Source organism: Brachybacterium sp. AOP24-D1-21, assembly GCF_052378665.1.
Taxonomy (GTDB): domain Bacteria; phylum Actinomycetota; class Actinomycetes; order Actinomycetales; family Dermabacteraceae; genus Brachybacterium.
The window spans coordinates 82689-97623 of the sequence record NZ_JBQSXX010000001.1 but is presented as its reverse complement, the minus strand read 5'-3'; the positions used below and the strand labels follow the sequence as shown (position 1 = coordinate 97623).

The 14935-nt window shown below is 70.1% G+C and carries 13 protein-coding genes; 6 read left to right on the top strand and 7 right to left on the bottom strand.

Annotated elements, in window-relative coordinates; genetic code table 11:
- Positions 1-16 precede the first annotated feature (16 nt).
- The 3 genes from ACT3UF_RS00420 to ACT3UF_RS00410 form a co-directional block, all read right to left on the bottom strand.
- Positions 17-2089: a PTS fructose transporter subunit IIABC gene (locus tag ACT3UF_RS00420; protein WP_444606884.1), complete on the bottom strand. Its 2073-nt coding sequence runs from the start codon at positions 2087-2089 to the stop codon at positions 17-19.
- Positions 2090-2153: 64 nt separating this feature from the next.
- Positions 2154-3110 carry a 1-phosphofructokinase family hexose kinase gene (locus ACT3UF_RS00415; RefSeq protein ID WP_442332325.1) on the bottom strand — a complete coding sequence of 319 codons (957 nt, stop codon included), beginning with the start codon at positions 3108-3110 and terminating at the stop codon, positions 2154-2156.
- Positions 3107-3868 (bottom strand): DeoR/GlpR family DNA-binding transcription regulator, encoded by a 762-nt coding sequence (locus ACT3UF_RS00410; protein WP_441444296.1) that lies wholly within the window; start codon positions 3866-3868, stop codon positions 3107-3109. Before ACT3UF_RS00410 ends, ACT3UF_RS00415 begins: the two co-directional genes overlap by 4 nt.
- 294 nt (positions 3869-4162) lie before the next feature.
- Between ACT3UF_RS00410 and ACT3UF_RS00405 the strand changes: the two genes are divergently transcribed.
- A complete protein-coding gene (locus tag ACT3UF_RS00405; RefSeq protein ID WP_444607948.1) occupies positions 4163-4675 on the top strand; it encodes a phosphoribosyltransferase in 513 nt (170 codons plus the stop codon).
- Between the two features lie 215 nt (positions 4676-4890).
- Here the strand turns inward: ACT3UF_RS00405 and ACT3UF_RS00400 are convergent, their stop codons facing one another.
- Positions 4891-5946 (bottom strand): DUF808 domain-containing protein, encoded by a 1056-nt coding sequence (locus tag ACT3UF_RS00400; protein WP_444607947.1) that lies wholly within the window; start codon positions 5944-5946, stop codon positions 4891-4893.
- Positions 5947-6111: 165 nt separating this feature from the next.
- Between ACT3UF_RS00400 and ACT3UF_RS00395 the strand changes: the two genes are divergently transcribed.
- Together ACT3UF_RS00395 and ACT3UF_RS00390 are read left to right on the top strand one after the other, a co-directional pair.
- Positions 6112-6759 carry an SDR family oxidoreductase gene (locus ACT3UF_RS00395; protein ID WP_441444299.1) on the top strand — a complete coding sequence of 216 codons (648 nt, stop codon included), beginning with the start codon at positions 6112-6114 and terminating at the stop codon, positions 6757-6759.
- 288 nt (positions 6760-7047) lie between these two features.
- Positions 7048-8229 carry an MFS transporter gene (locus ACT3UF_RS00390; RefSeq protein WP_441444300.1) on the top strand — a complete coding sequence of 394 codons (1182 nt, stop codon included), beginning with the start codon at positions 7048-7050 and terminating at the stop codon, positions 8227-8229.
- 72 nt (positions 8230-8301) lie between these two features.
- Here the strand turns inward: ACT3UF_RS00390 and ACT3UF_RS00385 are convergent, their stop codons facing one another.
- Positions 8302-8601 (bottom strand): acylphosphatase, encoded by a 300-nt coding sequence (locus ACT3UF_RS00385; protein WP_441444301.1) that lies wholly within the window; start codon positions 8599-8601, stop codon positions 8302-8304.
- Between the two features lie 195 nt (positions 8602-8796).
- Between ACT3UF_RS00385 and ACT3UF_RS00380 the strand changes: the two genes are divergently transcribed.
- Positions 8797-9669, top strand: a complete 873-nt coding sequence (locus tag ACT3UF_RS00380) for a GNAT family N-acetyltransferase (RefSeq protein ID WP_441444302.1) — start codon at positions 8797-8799, stop codon at positions 9667-9669.
- Positions 9670-9685: 16 nt separating this feature from the next.
- On the opposite strand, the gene ACT3UF_RS00375 is transcribed toward ACT3UF_RS00380, so the two are convergent.
- Positions 9686-12151 (bottom strand): phosphoketolase family protein, encoded by a 2466-nt coding sequence (locus tag ACT3UF_RS00375; protein ID WP_441444338.1) that lies wholly within the window; start codon positions 12149-12151, stop codon positions 9686-9688.
- A gap of 261 nt (positions 12152-12412) precedes the next feature.
- Between ACT3UF_RS00375 and ACT3UF_RS00370 the strand changes: the two genes are divergently transcribed.
- Both ACT3UF_RS00370 and ACT3UF_RS00365 read left to right on the top strand, forming a co-directional pair.
- Positions 12413-13135 carry a PepSY domain-containing protein gene (locus ACT3UF_RS00370; RefSeq protein ID WP_441444303.1) on the top strand — a complete coding sequence of 241 codons (723 nt, stop codon included), beginning with the start codon at positions 12413-12415 and terminating at the stop codon, positions 13133-13135.
- A 211-nt stretch (positions 13136-13346) separates the two neighbouring features.
- Complete coding sequence (locus tag ACT3UF_RS00365; RefSeq protein WP_441444304.1) at positions 13347-13709, top strand: GNAT family N-acetyltransferase; 363 nt, start codon at positions 13347-13349, stop codon at positions 13707-13709.
- 24 nt (positions 13710-13733) lie between these two features.
- Here the strand turns inward: ACT3UF_RS00365 and ACT3UF_RS00360 are convergent, their stop codons facing one another.
- On the bottom strand, positions 13734-14906 hold the full coding sequence (locus ACT3UF_RS00360; protein WP_444606877.1) for an amidohydrolase: 1173 nt from the start codon (positions 14904-14906) through the stop codon (positions 13734-13736).
- Positions 14907-14935 lie beyond the last annotated feature (29 nt).

Genomic DNA, 14935 nt, shown 5'->3' with positions numbered 1-14935 from the left:
GGCATGGCCCGGAGGATTAGGCGGCAGCGCCCTGTCGGCGGCTGCCGAGCTCCTTGAGCACGGTGACCAGCGCCGCGGAGACCAGCGTGCCGGCGAGGATCGCCACCAGGAATCCCCAGATCGGGGAGATCGCGAAGGCGACGAAGATGCCGCCGTGCGGGGCCTGCGAGCCGACGCTGAAAGCCATGATCAGCGCACCGGTGACGGCGCCGCCGGCCATCGAGGAGGGGATCACGCGCAGCGGGTCCGCCGCGGCGAAGGGGATCGCGCCCTCCGTGATGAACGCCGCCCCGAGCAGCCAGGCAGTGGCGCCGTTCTCCCGCTCCACCGGGGAGTAGAGCTTCCGGCGCACCACGGTGGACAGGGCCATCGCCAGCGGCGGCACCATGCCCGCGGCCATCACGGCCGCCATGATCTGGAAGGATGCCTCGGTGCCCTGGGAGAGGCCGGCGGTCGCGAACAGGTAGGCGGCCTTGTTGACCGGTCCGCCCAGGTCGAAGCACATCATCAGGCCGATGATCACGCCGAGCAGAATCGCGGAGGAGCCGGACATCCCGGTCAGCCCGTCCTGCAGGGCGGTCATCAGGGAGGCCAGCGGGCGGCCCAGGAACAGCAGCATCAGACCGCCCACGATGAGGGTGGTCAGCAGCGGGATGATCACCACGGGCATCAGCCCGGCGAGCCACCGCGGCGGCTTCAGGGTGGTGAACCACAGGGCGACCAGGCCGGCCAGCAGGCCGGTGATCAGGCCGCCGAGGAACCCGGCACCGATCGCCAGGGACACGGCGCCGCCGATGAAGCCGGGGGCGATGCCCGGGCGTCCCGCGAGGCCGAAGGCGATGTAGCCCGACAGCGCTGCCACCAGGAAGCCCATGCCGAGGTTGCCGAGGGTGAACAGCACTGCGCCGAGGTAGAGGGCCAGACCTGCCCGATCGGTCTGCATCGCCCCGGTCGCACCGTCATAGGTCTGGTGGTCCGGCAGGGAGCCGAGCGAGAAGGTGGTCGCGACGTCCTGCGCGACGAAAGCGACGTCGAAGCCGGCGATGAGGAAGCCCAGCGCCATCAGCAGGCCGCCCGCGGCGACGAAGGGGATCATGTAGGACACGCCGGTCATCACGGCGCCCTGGATCCGTCGCGGCCAGGACTGCCGCGTCCCCGACTGCGAGGAGTCAGCAGAGCCGCTGCCGGACGCGCCAGCGGCCGGGACGCGCCGGGCCGACGGGTCCGAGGAGGCGGCGACGGCCTCGTCGATCATCTGCGGGCCGTGGGAGATGGCCCGCTTGACGGGATGCTCCACCAGCGGCAGTCCGGCGAAGCGCTCACGACCGGAGATGTTGACATCTGCGGCGACGATCAGTGCGCTCGCCGCGGCGATCTGCTCCTCGGTGAAGGGGGTGATCCCGCCCGAGCCCTGGGTCTCCACGTGCAGCTCGACGCCCTTCTCCTTCGCGGCGTTCTCGAGCGACTCGGCGGCCATATAGGTGTGGGCGATGCCGGTGGGGCAGGAGGTGATCGCCAGCAGCACCGGAGCTGCGTCGGCGTCGGGCTGCGCCACCGGTGTGGCCTCCGCAGTCGTCCCTGCGCCTGTGCTGGCGGCTGTCCCTGCTGCCGTCGCCGGGGCCGCCACGGGCTCCGGTGCGGGCTCGAGCACGGCCATGACCAGGTCGGAGACCTCATGGGGCTCCTTCACAGCACGCAGGTCCGCGAGGAACTCGGGGCGGATGAGCGCGCGCGAGAGCTGAGCGAGGAGCTTCAGATGCTGGTCGTCGGTGCCCGCGGGAGCAGCGATACCGATGATCAGATCAGCGGGCCCATCGGCGGAGCCGAAATCCACGGGCTCTGCGAGGCGCAGGAAACCCAGCGCCGCCTCATGGACCGCGTCGGTGCGGCAGTGGGGGATCGCGAAGCCGCCGGGCATGCCGGTGGCGAAGGACTCCTCGCGCTTGAGCAGCCCCGCCTCGAGGCCGTCGCGGTCGGCGCGACCGGTGGCGGAGATCAGATCAGCCATCAGGCCGATCACCGCGTGCTTGTCGCCGGGAGGATCGACCTCGAGGCGGACCAGCTCTGGGGTCATCAGGGGAGCGGACATGAGTTCTCCTTCGAACGGGCTCCTCCGCGACTGCGGAGTGAGGGCGTGCAGGGTGAGGGCAGGTTCAGAGACGGACGACGCCGGTGGCGTCGATGCGCACCTGGTCCGGCCGGGGGATGGTGGTGCCGGGCAGGCCGACGGCGGCCGTCCCGTAGGCCAGGGCGCGGGCCAGGCGCTGTGCCGGTCCCTCCCCGAGATCGCGGCCGATCAGGTAGCCCGCGGTCGCGGAGTCGCCGGCGCCGACGGTGGAGACCACCGGGCCCGCTGCGGAGGGGCAGTACCAGGCGGAACCCTCGGTGGCGAGCAGTCCGCCTGCTCCGCCGAGGGTCACCAGCACGGCGCCGACGCCGCGGTGGTGGAGGTCCAGGGCCGCCTCGTGCACTCCGGTGAGGTCACCGGCGGCGGCCTGCTGCTCGAGGGCATCGCCGTCGGTGCCGACGATCTGTCCGAGCTCCTCGGCATTGGGCTTGAGGAAGTCTGGCGCGACCTGCGGCAGTGCGGCGGCGAGCGCCATGAGCGGCGCGTCTGAGGTGTCGACCCCGACCCGGGCCCCCTGGGCGTGGAGCTGCTGCACCAGGCGCACATACTCGTCGACCGGCAGGCCCGGTGCCAGCGAGCCGGAGAGCATCACGGTGTCCTGCGGACCGGCGGTTCCCAGCAGGAGCTGTTCGAGTGCGGAGACCTCGGAGACGGACAGAGTCGCCCCGGGCTCGTTGAGCTTGGTGGTGAGCTGCGGGCTGGAGAGCACGGTGAGGTTCGTGCGCACCCTGCCCGAGATCGGGCTGGAGCGGACCGTGAGCCCCTCCGCTGCGAGCAGCGTCAGCAGTGGGTCCGCCGGTGCTGCCGGGAGCACCGCGGTGACGGGCAGGCCCGCTCGGTGGACGCCGAGCGCGACGTTGATGCCCTTGCCGCCGGGCTGGGTGTGGTCCTCGCCGATGCGATGCACGCCCCCGGGGGTGAGCGGGCCACCCAGGTCGACCGTCCGATCCAGTGAGGGATTCGCGGTGAACGTGATGATCATGCGCAGATCACCTCGACGCCGGCTTCAGCGAGGAGGGCGCTGAGCTCGGGAGGCGGTGGTCCGTCGGTGACCAGGGTGTCGACGTCGGTGAGGGCGGCGAAGGTGATCAGGCGCGTGATGCCGAACTTCGAGGAGTCCGCGAGGACCACTCGCCGGTCGGCCGACGTCACCATCGCCGTCTTCACGGCGGCTTCGTCGGGGTCGGGGGTGGTGAAGCCCTCGGGCCCCAGGCCGTTGCAGCCGAGGAACACGACCTCCGGATGGAGCAGACGGATCGCGTCGACGGTGGTGGCACCGACGGCTGCCTCGGTGGCGGGACGCACCCTGCCGGGAAGCACGTGCACCGCCAGATCGGTATGGCGCAGGGCGCCCTGCGCGATCGCAGGAGCGTTCGTGATCACGGGGCCACGACGACCGTCGAGGTGGGGCAGGAGCTCACCGATCGTGGTGCCGGCGTCGAGCAGCACGGCGGCCTCGGGGTCGGAGGGCAGCAGACGCGCGGCGGCGAGGGCCAGGCGCCGCTTGGCCTCGATGTTGGTGATTCGGCGGGATTCGAGGTCCGGTTCCACCTCGCCGGGGTGACGCGTGACGGCCCCGCCGTGGACGCGATCCAGGAGCCGCTGTTCGGCGAGCTGGTCGAGATCGCGGCGGATGGTCTCGGTGGCCACCTCGAACTGTGCGGCGAGATCGGTGACGGTGACGCGGCCGGATTCGGTCAGCGCATCCAGGATCCGATGTCGGCGTTCTGGGGCGTACATGCATCCACCTGCTTCATCGACGGGGCGGGAGCGGAGAGCTCGAGGAGCTGTACCGCGTGAGGATCACAGTAGCCGGGAAAGCCACACAAAACAACAGTGGGAGTGTGTGGGTTTTTCTGGGTGTGCGGTGGCTCGACCGTCGAATCTCGGAGCTGCCTGCCTGCGCAGCACCGGGCGTGAGAGAGCGAGCTGTGAGGAAGAGAGCAGACCCACGGCTCCAGCACCCGAGCGCAGGGCCAGGGGCGGCTACCATCGGAGCACTCTGCATCGCCCCTCCCGAGGAGAACCGAACCGATGTCCCAGGCCTTCCACGCCGATTCCTCCGACCTCGTCGTCAAGGAGGTGCTGAGCTGGGAGCTGTTCGGCACCGCCTCGCGCGAGCTGGCACAGAACATCGCTGATTCGGACTTCGAGCCCGAGATCGTGATCGCCGTCGCCCGCGGCGGGCTGCTGCCCGCAGGCTCGCTCTCCTACGCCCTCGGCCTCAAGCTGGCCGATGCGATCAACGTCGAGTTCTACACCGACGTCCACGAGACCCTGCCCGATCCGGTGCTGCTCGCGCCGATGATCGACACCGAATCGATCAAGGGCAAGCGCCTGCTGGTCGTCGACGACGTCGCCGACTCCGGCCGCACCCTCGCCCTGGTGATGGACCTGCTGCGTGAGATGGGCGCCGACGCCCGCAGCGCCGTCCTCTACGCGAAGTCCGCCTCCGTGGTCTCCCCGGACTACGTGTGGCGCCGCACCGATGAGTGGATCGTCTTCCCCTGGTCGGCCGAGCCGCCCGTGACCCCGGCCGGCGCCTGACCCAGCGCCGGTTCCCCTGCCTGCGCTGGTTCCCCGGCCTGCGCTGGTTCCCCGGCCAGCGCCGGGACCCCGGCCGGCAGGGTCGCGATAGGACGAAAACGAGCCAGAATCCGTGAGGATCTGGCTCGTTTTCGTACGATCCTGCGTTGCCTGCGTTGCCTGCGTTGCCTGCGTTGCCTGCGTCCCGACGGGCGCGGTGGGGCCCGCGGGGCGCCTCAGCGCTGGGGCATGGGGGGCGTTGGGTTCCCTGAGTCGGTGGAGGAGCCGACGGCGGCATCCGTACCGGGGGTGTCGTCGGCGCTCGCCGCGGCGTGCTTGCCCTCGTCGTCGCCGTGCTCGTCGTCACCGCGATGCCCGAAGGGCAGGAAGTGCATGATGACGGCAACGATGCCGCCGACGATCAGGCCGAGCACGAACGAGAAGAAGGTGTTGATCAGCCAGGCGAGCACTCCGCCGACACCGGCGACGCCGGCCACCAGACCCTCGAGGTGGTGGACGAAGCCGTAGGGCTGGTCGAGCCCGAGGTCATGGGTGCCGACCAGCAGGATGTGGCCGCCCACCCAGAGCATCGCGACCATGCCCACATAGCTGATCACCGTCATGACCTTCGGCATCGCATGAACCAGGCCGGTGCCGAACTTCTGCTTGAACTCCGAGTCCTTGTCAGCGGCCATCGCCAGGCCCACGTCATCCATCTTCACCAGGATGCCGACAGCGCCGTACACCAGCACGGTGATGCCGATCGCGACCACCACGAGCACGGCGGCGCGCGCCCACAGCGAGTCCGCATCGATCGAGTTCATGGAGATGACCATGATCTCCGCGGAGAGGATCAGGTCGGTGCGCACAGCGCTGGAGACGATCTGATCTTCGGCGTCCGGGCCCTTGGCGGCGGCCGGCGCCTTCTTCGGCTTGCCGCTGACCAGCTCCCAGATCTTCTCGGCGCCCTCGAAGCTGAGGTACAGACCGCCGAGCATGAGCAGCGGAGTCAGCGCCCAGGGCGCGAAGACGCTCAGCAGGAGCAGGACCGGCAGGATGAAGAGGAGCTTATTGCGGAAGGAGCCCTTGGTGATCCGCCAGATGATCGGCAGCTCACGCTTGGGTTGGAGCCCCTTCACGTACTGGGGCGTCACCGCGGCGTCGTCGATCACCACGCCCATCGCCTTCGAACTTGCCTTGAAGGAGGCGGCGGCCACGTCGTCCGAGCTGGCTGCGGCCAGGCGCGCGAGCGCGGCGACGTCATCGAGCAGTGCGGCGAGTCCACCGGCCATGCTGAGGTTCCTTCTCTTGAGGTGATGGCCGCACGCGCGGCGATCCGGCTCAGGATAACGGGCGTGCGCACCCTCGCGGCCCGGGAGCCCGCCCGATGTCCACCCACCGCGAACATGGCGGGGGAGGCCTCGACTCCTGGTAGCGGCGGTGACAGTGTGGGTGCCATGGATATTGCACTTATCGGAGGACATGGGAAGGTCGCGCTGCTCGCGGCACCGCTGCTCGTGGAGGCCGGGCACACGGTCCACTCGGTGATCCGGAACCCGGAGCATGCGGGGGAGGTCGAGGCCACCGGTGCGAAGGCGGTGCTCAGCGACATCGAGAGCCTCGACGCCGGAGGCTGGGACGAGCTGCTGCGCGGCAAGGACGCAGTGGTGTGGTCCGCTGGCGCCGGCGGCGGGGACCCGGAGCGCACCATCGCGGTCGACCAGCGGGCGGCGATCGCGTCGATGGACGCCGCGCAGCGCGTCGGAGCGAGCCGCTATGTGATGGTCAGCTACTTCGGCGCGAGCCTGGAGCACGGCATCCCTGAGTCGGAGCCCTTCCACGCCTATGCGGAGGCCAAGGCGCAGGCCGACGCCCACCTGCAGGGAACCGAGCTGGCCTGGACGATCCTCGGACCCTCGGGGCTCACCCTCGAGGAGCCGACCGGACGAATCGATCTCGGCGCGCCCGAGAGCGGCACCGTCTCGCGCGCCAACGTGGCTCGCACCATCGCGGCCGCCATCGAGCGTCCCGGCACCGCCGGGAAGTTCCTCCAGTTCAACGATGGGGAGCAGGAGATCGGCGCAGCTTTCGACACCGTGATCTGACGCGTGATCTGACGCCGCGAGCTGATCCCGCGAGGTGACGCCGCGAGGCGGAACTGCGGGATGGCCCCGCGGGAGATGCCGCCCCAGGCGGGCCCCGGTTGCCCCGACGCGACCGGGGCCCTCGTGCGTCGCAGGGGTCGGAGGGCATCCATCGGTTCGTCCGACCTGCGGTGTTCGTGCGACCTGCGGTGTTCGCGCGACCTGCGGTGTTCGTGCGACCTGCGGTGTTCGTGCGACCTGCGGTGATCTATCGTGAGTGGACCGGACCGAGAACGAGGAGCAGCAGCAGTGGACAGCGCACGTCGTTGGGCCGGGATCGTGGCCCTCGCGGCCGGGATCTTCGTGCTCATCACCATCGAGGAGCTGCCCATCGGGGTGCTCAGCGTGATGGCACCGGATCTCGGGGTGAGCGAGGGCATGGCCGGCCTCACGGTCACGGTGCCCGGTGTCCTCGCCGGCATCGTCGCCGTCCTCACCCCCGTGATCGTGCGCGGGATGGATCGCCGCCTCGTGCTGGTCCTCGCCCTCGCCTCCGTCGTCGTCTCCAGCGCTCTGAGCGTCATCGCCCCGACCTTCGCGGTGCTTCTGATCTCCCGCCTCTTCGCCGGCATCTCGATCGGCCTGTACTGGGCGGTGATGGCGATCGTTGCCCTCGGCCAGGTCGGGAAGGAGCATGCCGCGCGGGCGCTGACCATCGCCTTCAGCGGCGCGGGGGCTGCGCTGGTGCTGGGCGTGCCGGTCGCCGCCTGGATCGGCACCCACATGGGGTGGCGGGCCGCCTTCGCGATCGTCGGAGCGGTCGCTGCGGTCGTCGCCCTCCTGATCCTGGTGCTGGTGCGTCCCGTGCGCTCGCCGGTCAACGTCACCCCGGCGATGATGCTCCTCGCAGCCCGCACTCGCGGGGTGCGCTACGCGGTGGCCCTCACCCTCCTGGTGGTGGTCGCGCAGTTCATCACCTACTCCTATGTCAGCCCCATCCTGCTGGAGCGGGCGGATGTGCCCGTGACCGATGTGGGCATGATGCTCCTGGCCTACGGCATCGCCGGACTGATCGGCAACTTCGCCGTGGCCCCGCTGCTGCGCCGCAGCGCCCCCTGGGGCGTGCTGGTGGTCTCCGCCGGGGTGGGGGTGTCGCTGATCGCGGTGCACCTGCTCATGGACAGCCCGGCCATGGCCCTCGCGATCCTGCCGCTGTGGGGATTGTTCGTCGGAGCGATCTCGGTGGCCATCCAGGCCTTCGTGGGCTCCGAGGCCGGTGAGGTCCTCGAAGAGGGCACTGCGCTGAACAGCGCGGTCTTCAACATCTCGATCGCCGCCGGTGCGCTCGTGGGCGGGCTGATCATCGACCGGGCCGGCCAGGGGGTCCTGATACTCACCTCGACTGCGATGGTGAGCGCCGGCGCCCTCCTGGCCGCGTACTACGTGCTCACCTCTCGCTCTCGCGGCCGACAGGCGACGCCCCTCCAGTAACACCGCCGGCAGCGGGATCCCGCACGCTGCGCAACCTCCCGGCCCGCAATGCTGTTCAGCTCCGGACGCCGTTCAGCCCGTGACCCGGAACGAGTCCGCCCCGCGCGGTGCCTCCCGGTGTACGTCGATCCCGTCGACGCGGGCGCTCGAAGGACCCTTTCGCAGGTGCTCGATCATCGACTCCACGGCCTCCGGCGGGCCCTCGACGTCGGCTTCGACCGTGCCATCGAGCAGATTCCGCACCGTGCCGCCGACACCCAGCCGCGATGCCGCCGAGGCGGCATCCATCCGGAAACCGACTCCCTGCACCCGGCCCCGGACCCGCACGATCCGCCGCACAGACTCGATGCCGTCGGCTGCTGCGTCGTTCATGACTGTCCCCTCCCGGTGGGCGTTGCGCGTGCCTGCGCGTCACCCGATCGTCCTCGCCCTGATCGTAGTGTCGGCCGTCGAGGGCACCTCTCGTGGCCCCCTCGACGCACCTCATCAGCACCCCAGAGCCAGAACACCGTCCGCGTGCGAAGAAAACCTCTGGACCGTCAGCCCCGACGATGGTGGAATCCAGTCATGGCGACGACGCTGACCATCCCGACCCCCGACCTTCTCGAGCACGCGATCGGGACGCTGCGCACCTGGCAGCGGGAGGATGGCCCGTTCCATCTCCATCCCGGCGATCTCGGCTGGCACCACCTGCGTGGGGCCGAGGCCGCTACGGCGCACCTGCGCCTCTGGCACCGCGAGGATCGCCTGGTCGCCCTCGGCCTGTTGGACGGGCCGGACCTCGTGCGCACCGCTGTGGATCCTGCTCTGGCCGCCGACGAGGAACTCGCCCGCTCCATGGCCGAGGCCCTCGCCCGGCCCGAGCATGCGGTGCTGCCGGAGGGCCAGGCCTTCGTGGAGGCGCATTCCGCGCATGGTCTTCGCACCGAGCTGCTGCGGCGCGGCTGGAGCGAGGGAGAGCCGTGGGTGCCCCTGCGCCGGGGCCTCGCCGCGCCGGTCGAGGAGCCCGGGATCGTCATCGAGCAGGTCGGCGCCGACACCATCGCGGAGTACACGGCCGTGCACCGCTCCGCCTTCGACAGCCCCGGCGTGACTGATGAGCGCTTCCGCATCATGACCACCTCACCGGCCTATCGCGACGCCGTCTCGCTGCTCGGCCGCGACTGTGACAGCACCGCAGTCGCGGTGGTCACCGTCTGGTCCGCCGGCGTCGGCCGCCCCGGACTCATCGAACCGATGGGCGTGCACGCGGACCACCGCGGGCGCGGCCACGGTCGTGCGATCTGCCGTGCCGCCGCCGCGCAGCTGCGCGACCTGGGAGCCTCGAGCGCGCTGGTGTGCACCCCGCGCTCCCAGGCCGGCGCCGTGGAGACCTATGTCGCGGCCGGATTCGCGCAGCGCGCAGAGGTCCCGGACCTGCAGCGCTGCGCGGTGACCTGAATCCTCGCCGCTGGCCTCAGGCGTTGTCTCCGCCGGTGTCGACCGCGGCCCCGCCGGAGACGGAATCGCCGCCGTCTCCCCACTGCCATTGGGCGATGTCCGGGGCGTCCTCCCCATGCTCGTAGGCGTAGGCCCGCGCCCGCAGGCGGGAATCCACCATCTGCTGGCGCAGGCCGGCGTAGCGGATGCTGAGCCCCTCGACCCGGTCGATCACGTCCATCACCAGGTGGTAGCGGTCCGCGTCGTTGAGCATCAGCATGTCGAAGGGCGTCGTCGTGGTGCCCTCCTCCTTGTAGCCGCGCACATGGATCCGGGAGGTGCGGTCGTGGCGGTAGGCCAGGCGATGGATCAGCCACGGATAGCCGTGATAGGCGAACACCACCGGGATGTCCTGCCCGAAATACCCGTCGAAGTCCCGCTGCGAGAGGCCGTGCGGGTGCTCGGTGTCGTCCTGCAGACGCATCAGATCCACCACGTTCAGCACCCGCACCCGCAGCTCGGGGATCTCCGCACGGAGGATCTTCGCCGCGGCGAGCACCTCGATGGTGGGGATGTCCCCAGCGCAGGCGAGGACCACCTCCGGCTCCTGGCCGCTCTGCTCGGTGCCCGCCCAGTCCCAGATCCCCAGCCCGCGCGCGCAGTGGACGACCGCCTCGTCCATGCTCAGCCAGGTCGGGCCCGGCTGCTTGCCGGCGACGACGACGTTGACGTACTGCTTCGAGCGCAGGCAGTGGTCATAGGTGGACAGCAGCGTGTTCGCGTCCGGCGGGAGGTAGACCCGTACGATCTCCGCCTTCTTGTTGACCATGTGATCGATGAAGCCCGGGTCCTGGTGCGAGAAGCCGTTGTGGTCCTGCCGCCATACATGGGAGCTCAGCAGGTAGTTCAGCGAGGCGATGGGGCGGCGCCATTCGAGCTCACCTGACACCTTGAGCCACTTGGCGTGCTGGTTGACCATCGAGTCGACGATGTGGATGAACGCCTCATAGGAGGAGAACATGCCGTGGCGGCCCGTGAGCAGGTATCCCTCGAGCCAGCCCTGGCACTGGTGCTCGGAGAGCACCTCCATCACCCGCCCGGCACGGGCGAGATGCTCGGAGCGGTCATGTTCCTCGAAGTCCGCGTTCCACTGCTTGTCGGTGGCCTCATAGACCGTCTGCAACCGGTTCGACGCCGTCTCGTCCGGGCCGAAGATCCTGAAGTTCGACGGATTGTCCCGGACTACATCCCGCAACCAGGTGCCCAGCACCTTCGTCGCCTCCGCGATCACACCTCCGGGACGGGGGACCTCCACGGCGTACTCGCGGAAGTCCGGTAGTCGCAGCGGGATGAGCACCGAGCCGCCGTTGGTGGAGGGATTCGCGGACATCCGCAGCTCACCGGTCGGCGCGGCGGCGGCGATGTCCTCGTGCAGCCTGCCCTCCTCGTCGAACAGCTCCTCGGGCCGGTAGGACCGCAGCCAGGAATCGAGGTTCGCGAGATGCTCGTCGGTGTCCCGTGCGTTGGCCAGCGGCACCTGATGCGAGCGCCAGGAGCCCTCGGTCTTGTTGCCGTCGATCTCCTTCGGCCCGGTCCACCCCTTCGGGGTACGGAAGACGATCATCGGCCAGGCAGGGCGCTCGGTCTCGCGACCGGCCTTGGCATCCTCGGCCGCGTGCTGCTTGATCTCCGCGATCTGATCGAGCGCCTGATCCAGGACCTCCGTGAAGCGTCGATGGGTCTCCAGCGGGTCCTCATCGTCGAACCCGCCGGTGAAGAACAGCGGGGTGTGCCCGTATCCGCGCATCAGCGAGGCGAGCTCCTCGTCCCCGATTCTCGCGAGCACCGTCGGATTGGCGATCTTGTAACCGTTCAGATGCAGGATCGGCAGCACCACGCCGTCGTTCTGGGGATTGACGAACTTGTTGGAATGCCAGGAGGTGGCCAGCGGTCCCGTCTCCGCCTCCCCGTCCCCGATCACCGTGAAAGCGATCTGATCCGGGCTGTCGAACATCGCGCCGTAGGCGTGCGAGAGCGCGTATCCGAGCTCGCCGCCCTCATGGATCGAACCGGGCGTCTCCGGGGCCACGTGCGAGGGGATCCCGCCGGGGAAGGAGAACTGGGTGAACAGCCGAGCCAGCCCGTCCTCGTCCTCGCTCACCGCCGGATACACCTCGGAGTAGGTGCCTTCGAGATAGGTCGAGGCGACCAGTCCCGGGCCGCCGTGACCGGGGCCGGTGATGTACATGGCCTTCAGCCCGCGCTGAGCGATCGACCGGTTCGCATGCGCGTACAGGAATGTCAGGCCCGGCGTGGTGCCCCAGTGCCCCAGCAGCCGCGGCTTGACGTGCTCCCGCTGCAGCGGTCGGCGCAGCAGCGGGTTGTCCTTGAGGTAGATCTGGCCGACCGACAGGTAGTTCGCGGCCCGCCACCAGGCGTGGAGCCGCCGGAGGTCCTCCTCCGTCGGGGCAGTGGCAGGAGAGTCGGGCCAGCGAGAGTTCATGGTCATGGCGCCTTCCAAGGGGTCGGGAGACCTGCAGGAGCTCCGGCAGGGACGACATCCTCACTGTAGAGCCGGATCGCGGACCTGGAAAGGGGCCGACGGTCCCGACCCGGACCGTTCGGTCCACAGCCGATGAGAGGCGGATGAGAGTCTCCTCAGCATCCGCTCATGGCCCCTTCCCCGTTCTAGCCTGGGGTGACTGTTCGACATCGGGAGTCTGCCGCCGCGGGTGGCAGCACCCCTCCAGGAAGGTGGCACCCCATGAACCGCACCCTCATCCGTCCCCGCACCACCGCCCGCGCCGCGGCGCTCGGGGCACTCGTCGTCGCCCTCGCCGCCGGCTGCGGCGGCACTGATCAGAGCGAGGACGGCGCAGCGCCCAGCGAGGGGTCCGGCACCGCCCAGGAGGGAGGTGACGCCTCCGACGAGGGTGCTGCGACCGACGATGGCGCGGCCGATGACACCTCGACCGACGACAGCGCTGCGAGCGATGACGGCGGCGCGACGGGCTCCGCGCAGCAGGAACCCGCCGCGGCCGCACTGCCCGAGGACGCGGATCTCGCCACCGAGGAGCTGCCGATCACCGCCGAACGAGCACTCGAGATCGCCACCGAGACCGTGGGCGGCGGCGAGCTCGTGCAGATCGAGATCGACCACGATGACCGCGCCTGGGAGTGGGAGCTCGAGCTCATCGCGGACGGCACCCAGCACGAGCTCGACATCGACGCCACCACCGGCGAGGTCACCGCACACGACACCGATGATGACGACGACCAGGACCCCGTGGTCGACGTGACCTCCCCGATGGCCTACGCCGAGGCGATCGAGATCGCCCTCGGTGAGGAGCCCGGGCGCGTCAGCGGCTGGGACCTGGACTCCGACGACGGCAAGATCCGCTACCAGATCGACATCGACCGGGCCGACGGCGGCGACGTCGACGTGGAGGTCGACGTCGAGACCGGTGAGGTCAGGATCGACGACTGACGATCGCCGCGCGCTCGACGACTGATGCTCGCTGGGTACTGCGGTCGTGCGCTCGACGACTGGTGCTCGCTGTGCACTGCGGCTGTGCACTGCGACTGTGCGCCGCAGCCGAGCGCCCTGGCTGCGCACCCTGGCCGGGCATCATGACCCCGCACTACGGTGGGGACCGGGCACAGCACCCGCCCGGACCCCACCGTCGGCAGGAGACGCCATGGACACCGTTGTCATCGACAGCCCCGAGAACTCGCGCTACGAGATCCGCGTGGACGGGACCACGGCCGGATTCGTGGACTACCGGCTGCGCGGGGAAGTTCTCGCAGCGGTGCACACCGAGATCGACGAGGCGTTCCAGGGACAGGGCCTGGCCGGCCAGCTCGTCCGTGGCATGTTCGCCGACCTCCGCGAGCGAGGACTGCAGCTGCATCCCTACTGCCCGCTCGTGCACCGCCTGATCCGCAAGAACCTCGCGGAGCACCTGGACCTGGTGCCGGAGAACGCCCGGGAGCGGTTCCACCTGCCGCTCACGGCCGAGGAGCCCGCCTCCGAGGACGGCCCGCCCGCCTACGAAGGCTGAGCGCCGGGCGGGCCGCCCGCCTCCTCAGCGCGCGGCTATCACCGGCTCGCCGGCGTCGTCGCGATGCATGACCTCGCGGCCGCTCTGCCATACCCGCAGCGTCCGGTTCCGCACATCCAGCGGATCGCCCTCCCAGAGCACCAGATCCGCGTCCTTGCCCGGGGCGAGGGAGCCGAGCCGATCGGCGATCCCCAGCACCTCGGCCGGGTTCAGGGTGATCGCCCGCAGCGCGTCGGCCGAGGCCATGCCGTGCTTGACGGCGAGAGCCGCCTGGTCGATGAGGAACTCGATCGGCACCACCGGATGGTCGGTGATGATCGAGACCTTCACCCCTGCCGCGGTGAGGATCCCGGGCGCCTGCGGGGTGCGGTTCCGGACCTCCACCTTGGAGCGGGAGACGATCAGCGGTCCGTAGAGCACCGGCACCCCGGCGGCCGCGATCCGGTCGGCGATCAGGTACGACTCGGTGCCGTGGTCGAGCACCAGCTCGTAGCCGAACTCCTCGGCGAGCCGCAGGGCGGTGGCGATGTCGTCGGCCCGGTGCGAGTGCTGGCGCCACGGGATCTCGCGCTCCAGCACCCGGGTGAGCGCCTCGGAGACCAGATCCGCATTGCGCTCCTCGACGGGCTTCGCGCTCCAGGCGCGGGCCTTCGCGAAGGCTTGACGGATCGTGAGAGCCACGCCGAGTCGGGTCGAGGGGGTCTGGTTCCGCTCCCCGTAGACGCGCTTGGGGTTCTCGCCGAGCGCGGCCTTGAGCCCGGAGGGGCTGCGCAGCACCATGTCGTCCACCACGCGGCCATGGGTGCGGATCGCGACCGCGAGGCCACCGATCGGGTTCCCGGAGCCGGGATTGACGTTCACCGCGGTGATGCCGCCGATGATCGCGTCGTCGAAGCCGACCTCGACGGGGTTGATCGCGTCGATCGCGCGTGCCGCGGCCATCACCGGGTCGGTCATCTCGTTGGTGTCCTGGCCGGCCCAGCCCTCGCCCTCCTCCCACACGCCGAGGTGCACGTGGGCGTCGATGAACCCCGGCAGCAGCCAGCCGCCCGCCGCGTCGAGCACCTCGGCATCTGCAGGGATCTCCAGGTCGGGCCCGAGATCGGTGATCCGTCCGTCCTGGATCAGGAGCGTCCCGTCGAAGGGCTCGCCCTCGATGGGGACGATATGGGCATTGGTGATGGCGGTGAAGGTCATGCGACGACATTCCGCCGACCGGACGGTGG

Bases quoted from the DNA above. Each gene is read 5' to 3' on its own strand.
- ACT3UF_RS00380 (WP_441444302.1), top strand. From the start codon at position 8,797: ATGGCGACGACGCTGACCATCCCGACCCCCGACCTTCTCGAGCACGCG.
- ACT3UF_RS00375 (WP_441444338.1), bottom strand. From the start codon at position 12,151: ATGAACTCTCGCTGGCCCGACTCTCCTGCCACTGCCCCGACGGAGGAG.
- ACT3UF_RS00400 (WP_444607947.1), bottom strand. From the start codon at position 5,946: ATGGCCGGTGGACTCGCCGCACTGCTCGATGACGTCGCCGCGCTCGCG.
- ACT3UF_RS00405 (WP_444607948.1), top strand. From the start codon at position 4,163: ATGTCCCAGGCCTTCCACGCCGATTCCTCCGACCTCGTCGTCAAGGAG.
- ACT3UF_RS00415 (WP_442332325.1), bottom strand. From the start codon at position 3,110: ATGATCATCACGTTCACCGCGAATCCCTCACTGGATCGGACGGTCGAC.
- ACT3UF_RS00365 (WP_441444304.1), top strand. From the start codon at position 13,347: ATGGACACCGTTGTCATCGACAGCCCCGAGAACTCGCGCTACGAGATC.
- ACT3UF_RS00385 (WP_441444301.1), bottom strand. From the start codon at position 8,601: ATGAACGACGCAGCAGCCGACGGCATCGAGTCTGTGCGGCGGATCGTG.
- ACT3UF_RS00410 (WP_441444296.1), bottom strand. From the start codon at position 3,868: ATGTACGCCCCAGAACGCCGACATCGGATCCTGGATGCGCTGACCGAA.
- ACT3UF_RS00360 (WP_444606877.1), bottom strand. From the start codon at position 14,906: ATGACCTTCACCGCCATCACCAATGCCCATATCGTCCCCATCGAGGGC.
- ACT3UF_RS00395 (WP_441444299.1), top strand. From the start codon at position 6,112: ATGGATATTGCACTTATCGGAGGACATGGGAAGGTCGCGCTGCTCGCG.
- ACT3UF_RS00420 (WP_444606884.1), bottom strand. From the start codon at position 2,089: ATGTCCGCTCCCCTGATGACCCCAGAGCTGGTCCGCCTCGAGGTCGAT.
- ACT3UF_RS00370 (WP_441444303.1), top strand. From the start codon at position 12,413: ATGAACCGCACCCTCATCCGTCCCCGCACCACCGCCCGCGCCGCGGCG.